We start from the raw sequence: 15,508 nt of genomic DNA, 5'->3' as shown, positions 1-15,508 counted from the left end.
GGGCCCCCGGCCATCGACCGGGGGCCCACTCGCGTGCCATGGCTCAGTAGTGCGTCCACACCTCGACGCCGTTGGCCGTCCAGTCGTAGAGCTGCTCGGCGCGCCAGTTGGGCATGCCGACGCAGCCGTTGCTGTGCGGAGTGCCGAAGTCGCTGTGCCAGTACACGCCGTGGAAGGCCTGGTCGCCGTTGAAGTACATGACCCACTCGACGTTCGGGACATCGTAGGACACACCGCTGTCCAACGCGGTACCGGTCATGGTCTGCGACCGCACGTGCCAGTTCACCGTGAAGTGACCGGCGGCGGTCGCCGACGGTCCGGGGCGACCACTGGAGATGTACCAGGAGTCGACGACCGCGCCGTTCTCCTTCATGTACAGGACCTGTGCACTGAGGTCGACCTCGATCTCGCGGTGGAGGCTCGTGGTCACCGGGGCGACCGAGGTGACCGGCAGCTGGTAGGCGCTGTTTCCGCCGGCCAGCTGCTCGGCGAAGGCGTTCGCGACGCCCGCGGTGTCGCCGAGCGTGCGTCCGTCCAGTCCCTGGGTGATCGTCTCGAGCACCTCGCCCGACGAGTTCGTCACGACGGCGCCGTTCTGCGCGCCACGGTTCACCAGCGGCGCGAGCGTGTCGACGACCGGCTGGATCGCGGCGGCGTCGGCGGCGATCTTGAAGTCGCCGGCGTCGTCGGTCGTGACCGTCAGCCAGCTCGCGGCGACGTCGCGGGCGACCGGCACGGTGCGCTCGTCGCCGACGTAGAACCCGACGCTGTCGAGCATCGTGTTGAGGATGCCGGCGGTGGCGGTGGCCTTCTCGGTCGTGATCGTCGAGTCGGCCAGGGCGGCCTTCGGGGTCACGGTCACGGCAGCGTCGCCGGCGTCGAAGGCGGACTGGACGTTCGCGGTGAGCGCGTCGAGATCTATGCCCTGGCCCGGGACGGCGGGGGTCACGACGTAGGACGTGCCGTCGAAGGTGAGCGCGGCGGGCGTCGCGTCGGTGTACAGCGACGGCGCGGCCTGCCGGAGCGCGGCGTCCGCCTTCGCGGGGTCGAGGGTGACCTCGGCCGGCTCGGGGTCGCCGAACCACTGCGTCACGTTCCACAGCGGACGCTCCTCGAACGTCTCCGCGGTGATGGCGGTGGCATCCACAGACGCGCCCAGCTCGGCGCCGGTGACGCTCTTGCCGCCCTTGATCGACACGGTCATGCCGGCGAGTCCGGCATCGACCGCCTCGGCGGCGGCGCCGGGGGTCATGAAGCCCACGGGAACGCCGGCCACCGTGGTGCCGGGGGCGATCAGCAGCAGGCCGGCCGCGGCAGCGCCGCAGGCGATCAGGCCGGCCGGAACCCCGATCCACAGCCACAGCCGCCGCTTCTTCGGCGCCGGCTCGGCGGGGGCCCATTGGACCTCGGGTGTTCCTGCGGAGGCGTCTCCGACGCCGTCGGTCAGCTCTTTCGTGGCCGTATCGGTCACTCGTACCCCCCGGTTCCATGCATGCGCGCACCCCCATGGTACGGGATCACGACGGATCCCGCTGACCGGGTCACCGGACCGGAGGCATGCGGGCGGCCCTTCGAAGATAACAAATCTGTAAAGCCCGGGCCTCCCGGCGCCCCGCGTGTCGCCGGACGGGCCCGGCCACCCCGGGCGGGGAGCCCGGTCAGTGTGCGAAGACCTTGCCGGGATTGAGGATGCCGGTGGGGTCGAAGACCGCCTTGATCCGGCGTTGCAGCTCCCACTGGTCGTCGCCGAGCTCGTCGGCCAGCCACCGCCGCTTGAGCACTCCGACGCCGTGCTCGCCCGTGAGGGTGCCGCCCAGCCGCAGCGCCGAGCGGAACAGCTCGTCGGCGGCATCCCAGATCTCATCGGGAACGTCCGGGCCGTCGAACACGAAGTTCGGGTGCAGGTTTCCGTCGCCGGCGTGCGCCACGGTGGGAATGCGGATGCCGCGCTCGCGCTCGATGCGCGCGATCTCGTCGTACATCGCGGGCAGGGCGCTGCGCGGCACCGAGACGTCCTCGATGAGGCTCGTGCCGAGCGATTCCATCGCGGGGTGCAGAGCCCTGCGCACGGCGAGGAGGCGTTCACCCTCGGCCGGGTCTGCGGCCACGCGCACCGCGCCGCCGTTCTCGCGCAGCACCGCGGCGATGGCGTCGGCCTCGGCGGCCGCAGCGGGCCCGTCGGTCTGGATCGTCAGCTGCGCGGCGCCGGGCGCCGGGCGGTCCATGCCGAGCAGGGCATGGACGGCGGCGAGGCTGGGCGCGTCCATGAGCTCCATGATCGCCGGCTGCACCCCCGAGGCGGTGACGGCGGCCGCGGCCGTGGCCGCGGCGTGCACGTCGGAGAACATCGCCACGATCGTGCGGACCTCGCCGGGCACGAGCCGGCGAAGCTTCAGCGTCGCACCCACGACGACCCCGAGCGTGCCCTCCGACCCGATCACGAGGGCCGTGAGGTCGAGACCGGTGACGCCCTTGACGCTCCGGTGGCCGAGGCGCAGCAGCCGCCCGTCGGCGAGCACGAGGTCGATGCCGAGCACGGCGTCGCGGACCACGCCGTACTTCGCGCACAGCAGGCCCCCTGCGCCGGTGGCGATGTTCCCGCCCACCGTCGAGATCTCCCGGCTGGCCGGGTCGGGCGCCCACCACAGGCCGTGCTCGGCGAGCTGCGCGTTCAGGTCGGCGTTGACGATCCCCGGCTCCACCACAGCCAGCAGGTCGTCGGGTCGGATCTCCAGGATGCGGTCCATCGCGCGCACCGAGAGCGCGAGCTCGCCCGGGCCCGCGTTGGCGCCGCCGGCCAGGCCCGTTCCCGCCCCTCGGGTCACCACCGGGGTCCCGGTGCGGTGGGCGATGCGCAGCGTCGCCTGCACGTCGGCGACGGATGCCGCGTGCACGACGGCCCGCGGAGGGCCGGGGGATGCGTGCCCGGACTTGTCCGCCCGCGCGGCCTGGAGCACGGCGGCATCCGTGTCGACCCGATCGCCGAGCTCTGCGCGCAGCTGCGCGAGCACGTCGTCGCTCATGCCGACAGGCGGCGTCGCCCCGCGATGAGCCCGGTCGTCACGGCGATCGCGCCGAACCCGAGGCCGACCCAGGCCTGCCCGCCGCTCCACCAGGCCAGGGTGGCGCTGGCGTAGACGAGCAGCTCGACGAGGGCGCGAACGAACGGGTGGACGGGGACGACCGCGCGGGGAGAGACGAACAGCGCCCACAGCAGGATCGCCAGCACCGGCGCCCCGATGCCCACCACGATGTTCCAGGGGAGCGGCCAGGCCGTGAAACCCCACACGGCGAGCGTGCCGAAGGCGAACAGCTCGCACAGGAAGGCGAGCACATCGACGGCGGTCAGTCGCACCGGCATCCCGCTGGGCGCGGCGGGCGGCTGCGGCCTCACGTACGCGGTCTCGGGCATGGACTCCAGTGTAGGGGCTGCCTTTTCCGCGGCGCCGGGGCATGGCGGGGCCGCACGAACTCCGGAGGATCGCGCGAAGTTCGGAGGATCTCGGCCGAATCCTCCGAAGTACGCGCGACTCTCCGAACTTCGGTGGCGGGCGACACGGCGGCGGCGGTTCGGCAGCGAGAGCGGATGCCTCAGCCGAGCTCCGCGCGGATCGACTCCGGATCGATCAGGTCGCTGAGCGACACGGCTGACGCGGTGCCGACCTGGTCGCCGGCGACGTAGCGCAGCTCGACATCGACATCGCGCAGCAGCTCGAACAGCGTCGGTCGCAGCGTGATCTCGCCGGCACCGGCGGAGTCGAGTGTGATCAGGCCCTTCTGCGCACCGTCCAGCAGCACCTCGACGGTCGAGTCCGGCGCGCCGGACAGGTGCAGGTGGAGGTTGAGCTGGATCCCGACGAACTCCACGTCCGTGCTGCCCACCGCCGGCGAGCCGTCGGGGAGCGTCGACCCGGGGTCGGTGGTTCCGGGATCGACCGGGTCGACGGGGTCGACGGGGTCGACCGGGTCGACCGGGTCTACCGGGTCTACCGGGTCTACGGGGTCTACGGGGTCGACCGGGTCTACCGGGTCTACCGGGTCTACCGGGTCTACGGGGTCTACGGGGTCTACGGGGTCGACCGGGTCTACGGGGTCGACGGGGTCCACCGGGTCTACCGGATCGACGGGGTCGACCGGGTCGACGGGGTTGATGGTTCCGGGGTCGGTGGTTCCGGGGTCGGTGGTTCCGGGGTCGGTGGTTCCGGGGTCGACGGTTCCGGGATCGACGGGCCCGGGGAGCGTCGCGCCCGGAACCACGGTGTCGGTCTGCTCGTCCTCGGAGTCTGGAACGACCGGCGCCGCCGGCACCGAGGGGGCCGGCAGTGTGGCCGGTCCCGGCACGGTCGTGGTCGCGGCATCCGTGTCGGTCGTCTGCTCGGTCGTGGTCTGGTCGGTCGCGGACTCGGTGATCGAGGTCGTCGGCGGGAGGAGGACCGCGGCCGCGATCGATCCACCGACGACGAGCGCCCCGGCAGCCGCCACCGCGACCCACGCGCCCACGCCGGTCAGTACGCCCCCGGTGGCTGCGGCGCTCCCGCCGGCCGCGCCGGCGACGGCGCCCGACCCGGCAGCTCCGGCTGCGCCCGAGCCCGCTGCACCGGAACCCGCCGCGCCGGAGCCCGCTGCGCCGGAGCCCGCTGCGCCGGAACCTGCTGCGCCGGAACCTGCTGCGCCCGAGCCCGCTGCGCCCGAGCTCGCCGCGCCGGAACCCACGACTCCCGCACCCGCTGCTCCCGCGCCGGATCCGACCGCGGTGCCGGCCTCGGCGACCGACGCCAAGCCCGCACCGGAGCCCAGTCCCGTACCCGCGTCCAACGCCGCGCCGGTGACGGCCGCTCCGGGCCAGGCCGGCGTGGTGCCGGCAGCCAGCGCCACGATGGGCGCCGCACCGCCCTGCAGCGTCGCGAGGTAGGCCGTCGCGGCCGTGCCGCCCAACGCGAGCGGCAGCAGTACCAGCGCAAGCCGCCCGGAGACGTCCTTGGCCTCCGAGGCCACGATGGTGCAGCGTGCGCAGTCGGCCAGGTGGGTCTCGACCTTGCCGTGATCGCGCCGGCCGAGGTTGCCGCGCGCGTACGCGCCGAGTCGCTCGATCGTCCACTGGCACGGGGAGTCCTCGGCCACCGAGTTGAGGTGGGCCTGGATCCACGCCTCGCGCAGGCCCTCTCGTGCGCGGAAGGTGAGCTGCGCGACGGCCGTCGGCTTCATACCGAGCAGCGGAGCGATCTCGGCCGGCTTCATCTGCTCGATCTCGGAGTACCAGAGCACCTCCTGCCACCGCGTCGGAAGGCTCCGGAACGCGCGGTGCGTCAGGCTGCGGTCCAGCGCCTCGTCGGTCGCAAGCTCCGACGACTCCGGGTCCTCGATGTCCTCGATCTCCTCGATCGCGGTCTCACGGCGCGCGCGCCCCCAGCCCGCCGCGGCGTTGCGGATGCTGGTGAACAGATACGCGCGGAACGACCCGGTGGGCCCGCCGCCCTTGACGATCGACTGGTAGATGCGGGTATAGGCCTCCTGCACCAGATCGTCCGGGTCGAGCGAGGAGGTCACCGACCGGGCGACCGTGATGCCGGAGCGGTAGTGCCGCCGCCAGAGCTCCCCGAACGCCTCGCTGTCACCCGAACGGGTGCGCAGGACGAGGTCCGCGTCGCCGATGTCGGTGACATCGGGTCGCGGTTCGGTGTTCGAATCCATGGCGTTCCTTCGAGTCGACACACGTCGTCTTCTATGAGACGCGCTCGGGGCACGATCATGACGCGCCTTTCCCATTCTCGTCCAGATCCGCTCCGAGCACACCAGCAGGCTCGAACGCCATGAGCGGCGCCCCACCGAGGCGGTTCGCGCGGGTGAGCGGACCGCGTCGCAAAAAAAGTTGGGAAAGATCTCGGAAGTCGCGTAATAGATCCGCCCAGGGCGCATCCCATGAGTAGTGAAAGCTCTCGTCCGGAAGCACCGGGGACGGTCGGACGAGTGATGGCGGGGAGGAACGGGGCCATCTGAACAGGTGGCCGGGAAAGTCTTCGGGGGAGGGCGAACCGGCCACCTGGGGGAAGGAGGGCGGTCGATCGGGGGATCGGCCGCCCTTCGCTATTCACACGCGGATGCCGGCGGCCCAGACCCCGACGACGCGCAGGTCGTCGTCCAGGAGCACCGCATCGCCTGCGGCTCCCACGCGGAGCGTGCCGATGCGGCCGTCGAGACCGAGAGCGCGCGCGGGCACGGCGGTCAACGCCGCCACCGCCTCGGGAAGCGGAACGCCGATGCCCACGACCAGCCGCAGCGCGGCATCCTGGGTCAGCGTGGAGCCGGCGATGGAGCCGGTGGCGTCGAGGCGGGCCACACCTCCGGCGACGGTCACGGACAGCCCGCCCAGCTCGTAGTGCCCGTCGGCGGCGCCCGTGGCGGCCATCGCGTCGGTGACGAGGGCGATGCGGCCCGGTGCGCCGGCGAAGGCGAGGCGGACCACGTCGGGGTGCACGTGCACCCCGTCGGCGATGAGCTCCAGCGTCACCCGCGGATCGCGCATCGCCGCCACCACCGGACCCGGCGCGCGGTGATGGATGCCGGGCATCGCGTTGAAGGCGTGCGTGAGGATCGTCGCCCCCGCCTCGAAAGCGTGCGCCGCCTGCTCGGCATCGGCGCCGGTGTGCCCCACCGCCACCGCGACGCCCGACGCGACGAAGCGCCCGATCGCGTCATCGGCGCCGGGGCGCTCGGGTGCGAGGGTCACCTGGCGGATCGTGCCCCGCCCCGCGGCGAGGAGCCGCTCGACCGACGCCGGGTCGGCCGGCCGCAGCAGCTCCTCGGTGTGCGCGCCCTTGTGCGCGGGGTCGAGGAACGGCCCCTCCAGGTGCGAGCCGAGGATCGTGGCATCCGTCTCGGCGAGATCGGCCACGACCGCGACCCGCTCGGCGAGGTCGTCGATCGACGCGGTGACCAGCGAGATCACCGCGCGCGTGGTGCCGTGCCGGCGGTGGAGGTCGCGGGCGACGGCGATCGCGGCGGCGCCGTCGTCGAACGCCGCGCCGCCCCCGCCGTGGCCGTGCAGGTCGACGAACCCGGGCGTGAGCAGGCCCCCCGCGCCGTCGACGACCTCCGTGTCAGGGCCCGCGGTCAGGTCGGCCCACGTGCCCCCGACGCCGGTCGCGACGACCGTGCCGTGCGCGATCGCCACCCACGCGGCATCCGTCACCCGGCCGTCATCGACCAGTCGGACCGAGTGGATGAGCGTTGTCACCGCGCCGCCTCCGCGCCGAGGCCGACGGCGACGGGGGTCGGCGCGATCGGTGCGAGCACGGCGGGTCCGTTCGGTTCCGAGTTCAGGTCCTGCGCCGCGGCGGCAGGCCCGGAGCGGCGGGCAGCCGCCTCTGGCACCCTAACAAGCGCCGCGACGATCGTCATGCGGCGATCCGTTATGATCGGGGGGTCGCGACTGGCGTTGAGGTGGACCACCACCGGGGAGCGACCGACACGGAAATCGACCGCACGCCTGGGCCGATGCAGCAACCGTCGTCAGGAGTCCGCTATGACCGATCCCCTCTTCAACGCACCGCTCGCCGAGGTCGACCCCGAGATCGCCGCCGTGCTCGATCGAGAGCTGCAGCGCCAGCGCGGGTTCCTCGAGATGATCGCCTCCGAGAACTTCGTGCCCGTGTCGGTGCTGCAGTCGCAGGGCTCCGTGCTGACCAACAAGTACGCCGAGGGCTACCCGGGCCGCCGCTACTACGGCGGCTGCGAGGAGGTCGACGTCGCCGAGGAGCTCGCGATCGCCCGCGCCAAGGAGCTGTTCGGCGCGGAGTTCGCGAACGTGCAGCCGCACTCGGGCGCCACGGCCAACGCCGCCGTGCTGCACGCGATCGCCCGCCCCGGCGACACGCTGCTCGGCCTCTCGCTCGACCAGGGCGGCCACCTCACGCACGGCATGAAGATCAACTTCTCCGGCCGCCTGTACGACATCGTCGCGTACGGCGTGAACCCCGAGACCTCGATCATCGACATGGACGAGGTGCGCCGCCTCGCCCTCGAGCACCGGCCGAAGGTCATCATCGCGGGCTGGTCGGCCTACCCCCGCCAGCTCGACTTCGCCGCGTTCCGGGCGATCGCCGACGAGGTCGGTGCGTACCTGTGGGTCGACATGGCGCACTTCGCGGGCCTCGTCGCCGCGGGGCTCCACCCCTCGCCGGTGCCGCACGCGCACGTCGTGTCGTCCACGGTGCACAAGACCATCGGCGGACCGCGGTCGGGCTTCATCCTCACCAACGACGCCGATCTCGCCAAGAAGATCAACTCCGCGGTGTTCCCGGGCCAGCAGGGCGGTCCGCTCATGCACGTGATCGCTGCGAAGGCGACGGCGTTCAAGCTGGCCGGCACGCCGGAGTTCCGTGAGCGCCAGGAGCGCGTCGTGCGGGGAGCGGCGATCCTCGCCGAGCGGCTCACGCGGCCCGACGTGGCGGCGGCCGGCATCGCAGTGCGCTCGGGCGGCACCGACGTGCACCTCGTGCTCGTCGACCTGCGCGACGCCGCGATCGACGGCAAGCAGGCCGAAGACCTGCTGCACGAGATCCGCATCACGGTCAACCGCAACGCGGTGCCCAACGACCCGCGCCCCCCGATGGTCACGTCGGGCCTGCGGATCGGCACGCCCGCGCTCGCCACCCGCGGCTTCGGCGACGCGGAGTTCACCGAGGTCGCCGACGTGATCGCGCTGGCGCTGCAGCCCGGCGCCGACGTCGAGGCCCTGCGCGCCCGCGTGGACGCCCTGGCCGCCGCGTTCCCCCTGTACCCCGACCTGCAGCAGTAACCCCGCCGGCCGCAGCATTACCCCCGCCGGCGCCGCACCCCCGCCGCCGGCGCCGCACCCCCGCCGGCCCCGTACCCCCGTCGGCCCCGCACCCCTGGCATCCGCCCCCACCTCTCGGCGAGACTCCAATGGTGCACCGAGACTGCAGGCTCAGCACGCAGTCTCGGTGCACGGATGGAGTCTCGCGGAGCGGGGTCTGGCGGGACAGCGTAAGCGGACCGGGGTATGGCGGGACAGTGTAAGGAGACACAGAAATGACAGCGATCAGGCTCGACGGCCGCGCGGCGGCCGCGGACATCAAGGCCGAGCTCACCGAGCGCGTCGCGGCACTGCGCGAGCGCGGCATCGTCCCCGGCATCGCGACGGTGCTGGTGGGTGCCGACCCGGCATCCCAGCTGTACGTGGGGATGAAGCACAAGCAGTCCATGGCGATCGGGATGAACTCGATCCAGCGCGAGCTGCCCGCGGATGCCACCCAGGCCGAGGTGGAGGCCGTCATCGACGAGCTCAACGCCGATCCCGCGTGCCACGGCTACATCGTGCAGCTGCCGCTGCCGAAGCACCTCGACACCGACGCGATCCTGGAGCGGATCGATCCGGCGAAGGATGCCGACGGCCTCCACCCCACGAACCTCGGGCGCCTCGTGCTGGGCGTCAACGGCCGCATCGACTCCCCGCTGCCATGCACGCCGCGGGGCGCGATCGAGCTGCTGCTGCGGGGCGGCTACGACCTGGACGGCAAGCACGTCGTCGTCGTCGGCCGCGGCGTGACCATCGGGCGGACGGTCGGGCTGTTGCTCACCCGCCGCCAGCTCAACGCCACGGTCACGCTCACCCACACCGGCACGATCGACCTGCCGTCGTACCTGCGTCAGGCGGACGTGATCGTCGCGGCCGCCGGGGTCAAGCACCTCGTGCGTGCCGAGGACGTCAAGCCCGGTGCTGCCGTGCTCGACGTCGGCGTCACGCGCGAGACCGATTCCGAGTCGGGCAAGGACCGGGTCTACGGCGACGTGGCGCCCGGGGTCGATGAGGTGGCCGGCTGGCTGTCGCCCAATCCCGGGGGCGTCGGGCCGATGACCGTCGCGCTGCTCATGACCAACGTGGTCGAGGCCGCCGAACGGACGCTGTAGGAGCGCTCGGGCGCGGTCTCGCCCCGTTCGCGTCCCGCTTACAGGGCGAACCGTCCTGAACGGGCTGATTCGCGGCCGGGAAGGCCGATCGGCCCTGTAAGCGGCACGTCTTTCCGCCGCGCCCTGTCGGCGGGGGCCCGTGGCGCGGGTGATCGGCCCCGCTCGGGCGCGTCAGAGCTCGTCGAGCATGCGGCGCTGCTCGGCGGTGAGCCCGTCGTGCAGCTCTGCGCGCGCCGCGCGCGTGTCCGGCGACGGCGTGGACGCAGGCGCGGTGTCGGTCGGCGACGTGCTGCGGCGGTTGCGGATACCGGCCTCGGCGCGGTCGTAGAGCGCCGAGGTCTGCGCCTCGATCCGCTCGTCCACGGCGGCGTAGACCGACCATCCGATCAGCAGCAGGATCGGGGGCAGCACCCACCCCCAGAAGCCGCCCACGCTCACGCGCGAGAACAGCACGGTCGCCACCCACACGACGAGCGCGACGCCGAAGGTGAGCAGCCCCTGCACGACCAGCTCACCGGTCTTCGTGCGCTGGTGGGCCGACTTCGCGGCCATCGAGCGGAACCAGCGCGTGACCAACGGCTTGACCCAGAGCATGAGAGCGGTCAGCACGATGCCGGCCCACAGCGCCGCCCAGCCCACCCGCGCGGATGTCAGAGCCCCGATCAGCAGCAGCACGGCCACGTTGTAGACCAGCAGCGAGACGAATCGGACGATCCACTTCTTCATGCTTCAAGCGTCTCACGGCGCACGATCGCGAGGGCCGGATGCCGGCTCCCGCTCACGCGGGCGGCTCGGCGCGCCGCAAGGCGACCAGTCGGGCCAGGCGGGCGGGGGCGGGCGCACGCTCGGTTGGCTCGTATGGTCGTGGCGGGTGCTCGGGGCGACAATACGCGTCAGGTCGGGGTGTGGCGGGCGGATGCCGGGGCCCGGCGCGAAGATGGACGCATGAAGCTCGTGCGCCTTCGCCAAGAGCGCCTGCGGTCGCACCGGCTGTCGGCGCCGGCCCGCTCGATCGCCGGCGCGGCCGAACACCTGCTCGCCACCCAGGCCCAGGAGTTCTGGGGCGGCCGGTGGGCGCTTGCCGCGCGCACGCGCGGCGCCCCGTCGGTGCGCGACGTCGACGCGCAGTTCGACCGCGGCGAGCTGGTGCGCTCGTGGACGATGCGCGGCACGATCCACATCGTCCCGGCGCGCGACCTCCCCTGGGTGCTCTCGGTCACGCGCGATCGGCAGCTGCACCACGCCGCGAACGCGCGACGGCTGCTCGGCATCGCCGACGACGACCTCGAGCGCGCCGAGCGCATTGTGCGCGCGGTGCTCGCCGGTGGCAACCGGCTCACGCGCGCCGAGCTGTTCGAGGTGCTCGACGGCGGCGGTGTCGCCACCGCCGGACAGCGCGGCTATCACCTCCTGGGCGCGCTGTCGATGCGGCTCGTCCTCGTACAGGGGCCGGTCGTGCCCCGCGAGGGCGCACCCACGCGCGAGCAGTACGTCGTGCTCGCCGACGAGTGGATCGCGGATGCCGCGTCCCCGTCCGATCCGCTCGCGGAACTGTTCGTCCGGTTCGTCGCCGCGCACGGGCCGGCCGGCGTCCGCGACTTCGCGTGGTGGACGGGCCTGCCGCTGGGCACAGCGCGTGAGGCCGAGCGCGCGGCATCCGAGCGCCTCGTCGCCGTCGAGGAGGGCCGCTACGTCGCCGCCGAACGGCCCCGCCGGTCGTCGGCCGCACCGCGCGTGGTGGCGTTGCCGCCGTTCGAGGAGTACTTCATCTCGTACGCCGACCGCAGCGTCGTAGGACCGCCGGAGGTCGTCGAGCGAGTCGGCCCTGGCCGCAACGGCATGGTCCGTCCGATCCTCCTCGCCGACGGCGCGATCGTCGGCACGTGGACGCACTCCGTCGCGGTCGGTCGGCACACCGACGATCCGGTTCCCGCACTGTTCGACCCGGCAGCGGCGAGCGATGCCGAGGTCGCCGCCGCCCTCGATCGCTACCGCTGGTTCATCACGGCCTGACCGGGTCGCGTATCGGCTGCTCCGAGACCCCGGCGCCCGGCATCCCCTTCACGCATGCCGCTCGAGGAATGCGTACACCTCGCCGTCATCGACCCCGGGGAACGCGCCGCGCGGCAGGGGCGAGAACAGCTGCATGTGCACGCGCGCGCTCGGCCAGGCCTTGCTCTCCCACCGGTGGGAGAGGTCCTCCGGCGGGCGGCGGCAGCACGACTCGTCGGGGCACGACGACTGCGCGCGCTTGGTGGTCCCGCGCCCGCGGAACCAGCGCGCGTCGTCGAACGGCACCCCGATCGTCACGGAGTACTCGCCCGCGGAGGTGATGCCGGTCTGGCTGGAGCACCAGAACGTGCCCGCCGGGGTGTCGGTGTACTGGTGGTGCTCGGTCGTGCGGTTCTGCTCGGCGAACGCCGAGCGCGCCGCGAACCGCCGGCACACGAACTGGCCCTCGACCGCGCCGGTGACGTCCATCGGCAGCGGCAGGTCGTCGTTCTCGTAGACGCGCGCGATGGTGCCGGCCTCCTCCACGCGCAGGAAGTGCAGTCGGATGCCGAGATGCACGGTCAGCAGGTTGGTCATCCGCATCGCGGCGGCATCGTGGGTGACCCCGAACGCGTCGCGGAAGTCCTCGACGGCGAGATCCCGGTCCTTCTTGGCCTGTCGCAGGAACGCGACGGCCGCGGTCTCGGGCATGAGGCAGCAGGCCGCGAAGTAGGTGATCTCCAGCCGCTGCTGCAGGAAGTCGGCGTAGTCGGCGGGCCGGGTGTGCCCGAGTAGTCGGTGCGCCATCGCCTGCAGCGCCATCGAGCGCAGGCCGTGCCCGCCGGGGATCGAGGCCGGCGGCAGGTAGATGCGGCCGTTCTCCAGGTCGGTGACCGAGCGGGTCGAGTGCGGCAGGTCGTTGACGTAGAGCAGCTCGAAGCCGAGCTGCGAGGCCATGACGCTCACGGTGCGGTGGGTCAGCGCGCCGGAGACGTGGCCGGCGGCTTTGAGCTGCCGCTCGGCGAGCTGCTCGATGTCGGGGAGGTGGTTGTCGCGGGAGCGCATCCGCAGCCTCAGCTCCGTGTTGGCGCGGCGCGCCTCCTCGGGGGTCGCGATCGCCTCGCGCTCCCGTCGCTGAAGCTCGCGGTGCAGGCCCACGACGGTTTCGAGCGTCTCGTCGCTCATGCCCTTGGTGACCCGCAGCGACGGGATGCCGAGCCGGCGGAACACGGGACTGGCCTGCGCGCGCTCGAGCTCGAGCTCGAGCGCGGCGCGTCGGCTGGGCGGTTCGGGGGAGAGCAGGTCGGCGACCTCGGTGCCGGTGGCGGTCGCGATCGCCTGCAGGAGCGACAGCTTGGGCTCGCGTCTGCCGTTCTCGATGAGACTGAGCTGGCTGGCGGCGACCCCGACGATCGCGCCCAGCGCGTCGAGCGTGTAGCCGTGCGAGAGGCGCTGGTGACGGATGCGGCGACCGAGGGTGGACAGCTCCAGCGCGGAGGGAACCATAGTTTGAGCATAGTGAAAGATCACCGATTCTTTCCACGATCGCCGTGCAGAAGACGATGATGGATGCCGCACACTGAAGAAGATCGTTGATCATCCCGACGCCAGAAGAGAGACGCCATGGCCCTCGCCGACATCCTGTCCGTACCCGCATCCGCCCCGCGCGCGCGGCAGGCTGCGCCGTACTCCTCGTTCGGCGCACCGCCGCGGCTCGCCGGCGACGGCCTGGCCTCGCTGACGGCCTGGGTCGCCGAGGTGGCAGAGCTCACCCAGCCCGACCGCATCCACTGGGTCGACGGCTCCGCCGCCGAGAACTCCCGGCTGCTCCGCGGGCTCGTCGACGAGGGCAAGCTCATCGCGCTGAACCCGGAGTGGCGGCCCGGCTCATACCTGGCCCGTTCGCACCCGAGCGACGTGGCGCGCACCGAGGCGCGCACCTTCATCGCGTCCGAGCGGGAGGACGATGCCGGTCCGACGAACAACTGGGTCGCGCCGGCCGAGATCCGCGCCACGATCACGCCGCTGTTCCGCGGCTCGATGCGCGGGCGCACGATGTACGTCGTACCGTTCTCGATGGGCCCGGTGGGCGGGCCGCTGTCGCACCTGGGCGTCCAGCTCACCGACAGCGCCTACGCCGTGGTCTCGATGGGCATCATGACGCGCGTGGGCGCGGCGGTCGTGGAGCGCATCGCCGCGGGCGAGCCGTGGGTGCGCACCGTGCACTCGGTGGGTGCGCCGCTCGCTCCGGGGGAGCAGGATGCCGCGTGGCCCTGCAACGACGAGAAGTACATCGTGCACTTCCCCGAGACGCTCGAGGTGTGGTCGTTCGGCTCCGGTTACGGGGGAAACGCGATCCTCGCCAAGAAGTGCTTCGCGCTGCGGATCGCGTCGGTGATCGGCCGCGACGAGGGATGGCTCGCCGAGCACATGCTGCTGATCCGCGTGATCGATCCGGAGGGCACGGCTTTCCATCTCGCCGCGGCGTTCCCGTCGGCGTGCGGCAAGACGAATCTCGCGATGCTCCGGCCCACCCTTCCGGGCTGGCGCGTGGAGACCATCGGCGACGACATCGCGTGGCTGCGGCCCGGCACCGACGGGCGGCTCTGGGCGATCAACCCCGAGGCCGGCTTCTTCGGCGTCGCCCCGGGGACCGGCGAGTCGACCAACGTCACGGCCGTCGAGACGCTGTGGGGTCACACGATCTTCACGAACGTGGCCCTGCGCCCGGACGGCGACGTCTGGTGGGAGGGGCTCACCGACGAGGCTCCGCCGCACCTGATCGACTGGCGGGGGGAGCTGTGGACACCGGCATCCGGCACGCCCGCCGCGCACCCGAACTCGCGGTTCACGGTCAGTGCCGCGCAGTGCCCGCAGATGGCGCCCGACTGGGAAGAGGCCGTGCCGCTGGATGCGATCCTGTTCGGAGGTCGGCGGGCGACGAACGTGCCGCTGGTGGTCGAGGCGACGGACTGGACGCACGGCGTGTTCCTGGGCTCGACGATCTCGTCCGAGCGCACCGCCGCGGCGGAGGGGACGGTCGGGGAGCTGCGCCGCGACCCGTTCGCGATGCTGCCGTTCTGCGGCTACAACATGGCGGACTACTTCGCGCACTGGCTGCGGGTCGGCCAGTCGCTGCGGTTCGACCGCGCGCCGCGGATCTTCCAGGTGAACTGGTTCCGCAAGGGCGCCGACGGCCGGTTCCTGTGGCCGGGGTTCGGCGAGAACTCACGGGTCGTGGAGTGGATCTGCCGCCGCGTGCAGGGCGCCGTGGGCACGGTGGACAGCCCGATCGGACGCCTGCCGAGGGTCGGCGACCTGACCCTGGACGGGCTCGACGTCTCGCGCGACGACCTCGACGAGCTCTTCGCGGTGGATGCCGCATCGTGGCTGCGCGAGGCGGAGCTCACCGAGGAGTTCTTCGCGATGTTCGGCGACCGGCTGCCGCCCGCGCTGCGTGCGGAGCTCGCCGCGCTCCGCCACCGGTTGGCCGCCGCGTCCTGATCCGGCTGCTGCGGCAACCTGCCCCACCCGTCCCGCCGCGCCCCACCCCCGCCGCGCCCCCGCCCCGCCCTGCCCCCGCCGC

General features: G+C 72.6%; 12 protein-coding genes and 1 riboswitch. Of the genes, 4 read left to right on the top strand and 8 right to left on the bottom strand.

Annotated features, from left to right (window positions below):
• Positions 1 to 43: 43 nt before the first annotated feature.
• From QM641_RS07735 to QM641_RS07710, 6 genes are all read right to left on the bottom strand, one after another.
• Positions 44 to 1,471, bottom strand: coding sequence for a L,D-transpeptidase family protein (locus QM641_RS07735; RefSeq protein WP_415115126.1), 1,428 nt, complete (start codon positions 1,469 to 1,471; stop codon positions 44 to 46).
• Positions 1,472 to 1,658: 187 nt separating this feature from the next.
• Complete coding sequence (locus tag QM641_RS07730) at positions 1,659 to 3,023, bottom strand: FAD-binding oxidoreductase (RefSeq protein ID WP_415115124.1); 1,365 nt, start codon at positions 3,021 to 3,023, stop codon at positions 1,659 to 1,661.
• Positions 3,020 to 3,412 (bottom strand): YrdB family protein, encoded by a 393-nt coding sequence (locus tag QM641_RS07725; RefSeq protein WP_415115122.1) that lies wholly within the window; start codon positions 3,410 to 3,412, stop codon positions 3,020 to 3,022. Before QM641_RS07725 ends, QM641_RS07730 begins: the two co-directional genes overlap by 4 nt.
• Positions 3,413 to 3,591: 179 nt before the next feature.
• On the bottom strand, positions 3,592 to 5,691 hold the full coding sequence (locus QM641_RS07720; protein WP_415115120.1) for a sigma-70 family RNA polymerase sigma factor: 2,100 nt from the start codon (positions 5,689 to 5,691) through the stop codon (positions 3,592 to 3,594).
• A gap of 397 nt (positions 5,692 to 6,088) precedes the next feature.
• Positions 6,089 to 7,234, bottom strand: coding sequence for an N-acetylglucosamine-6-phosphate deacetylase (nagA, locus tag QM641_RS07715; protein ID WP_415115118.1), 1,146 nt, complete (start codon positions 7,232 to 7,234; stop codon positions 6,089 to 6,091).
• Positions 7,231 to 7,398, bottom strand: coding sequence for a hypothetical protein (locus QM641_RS07710; protein WP_415115116.1), 168 nt, complete (start codon positions 7,396 to 7,398; stop codon positions 7,231 to 7,233). Before QM641_RS07710 ends, nagA begins: the two co-directional genes overlap by 4 nt.
• A 17-nt stretch (positions 7,399 to 7,415) precedes the next feature.
• Positions 7,416 to 7,499: riboswitch (ZMP/ZTP riboswitch) on the top strand.
• Positions 7,500 to 7,522: 23 nt separating this feature from the next.
• Between QM641_RS07710 and glyA the strand changes: the two genes are divergently transcribed.
• Positions 7,523 to 8,797 (top strand): serine hydroxymethyltransferase, encoded by a 1,275-nt coding sequence (gene glyA / locus QM641_RS07705; protein WP_415115114.1) that lies wholly within the window; start codon positions 7,523 to 7,525, stop codon positions 8,795 to 8,797.
• 254 nt (positions 8,798 to 9,051) lie between these two features.
• Positions 9,052 to 9,930 carry a bifunctional methylenetetrahydrofolate dehydrogenase/methenyltetrahydrofolate cyclohydrolase gene (locus QM641_RS07700; protein WP_415115112.1) on the top strand — a complete coding sequence of 293 codons (879 nt, stop codon included), beginning with the start codon at positions 9,052 to 9,054 and terminating at the stop codon, positions 9,928 to 9,930.
• Between the two features lie 171 nt (positions 9,931 to 10,101).
• Here the strand turns inward: QM641_RS07700 and QM641_RS07695 are convergent, their stop codons facing one another.
• The gene (locus QM641_RS07695) at positions 10,102 to 10,656 is read right to left on the bottom strand and encodes a hypothetical protein (protein ID WP_415115110.1); all 555 of its coding nucleotides are present in this window, start codon (positions 10,654 to 10,656) and stop codon (positions 10,102 to 10,104) included.
• Positions 10,657 to 10,875: 219 nt separating this feature from the next.
• Here QM641_RS07695 and QM641_RS07690 point away from each other — a divergent pair, with 219 nt between their 5' ends.
• Entirely contained in the window at positions 10,876 to 11,943 is a 1,068-nt protein-coding gene (locus tag QM641_RS07690; RefSeq protein ID WP_415115108.1) for a winged helix DNA-binding domain-containing protein, read from the top strand.
• A gap of 48 nt (positions 11,944 to 11,991) precedes the next feature.
• On the opposite strand, the gene QM641_RS07685 is transcribed toward QM641_RS07690, so the two are convergent.
• Positions 11,992 to 13,428, bottom strand: coding sequence for a helix-turn-helix domain-containing protein (locus QM641_RS07685; RefSeq protein ID WP_415115106.1), 1,437 nt, complete (start codon positions 13,426 to 13,428; stop codon positions 11,992 to 11,994).
• A gap of 117 nt (positions 13,429 to 13,545) precedes the next feature.
• Between QM641_RS07685 and QM641_RS07680 the strand changes: the two genes are divergently transcribed.
• Complete coding sequence (locus QM641_RS07680; RefSeq protein WP_415115104.1) at positions 13,546 to 15,426, top strand: phosphoenolpyruvate carboxykinase (GTP); 1,881 nt, start codon at positions 13,546 to 13,548, stop codon at positions 15,424 to 15,426.
• Positions 15,427 to 15,508: the final 82 nt, after the last annotated feature.

The sequence above is a fragment of the Microbacterium sp. genome (genome assembly GCF_047605725.1).
Lineage (GTDB): Bacteria > Actinomycetota > Actinomycetes > Actinomycetales > Microbacteriaceae > Microbacterium.
Note: the sequence above shows the minus strand (reverse complement) of the source record. Positions and strands in the feature narration are given on the sequence as shown.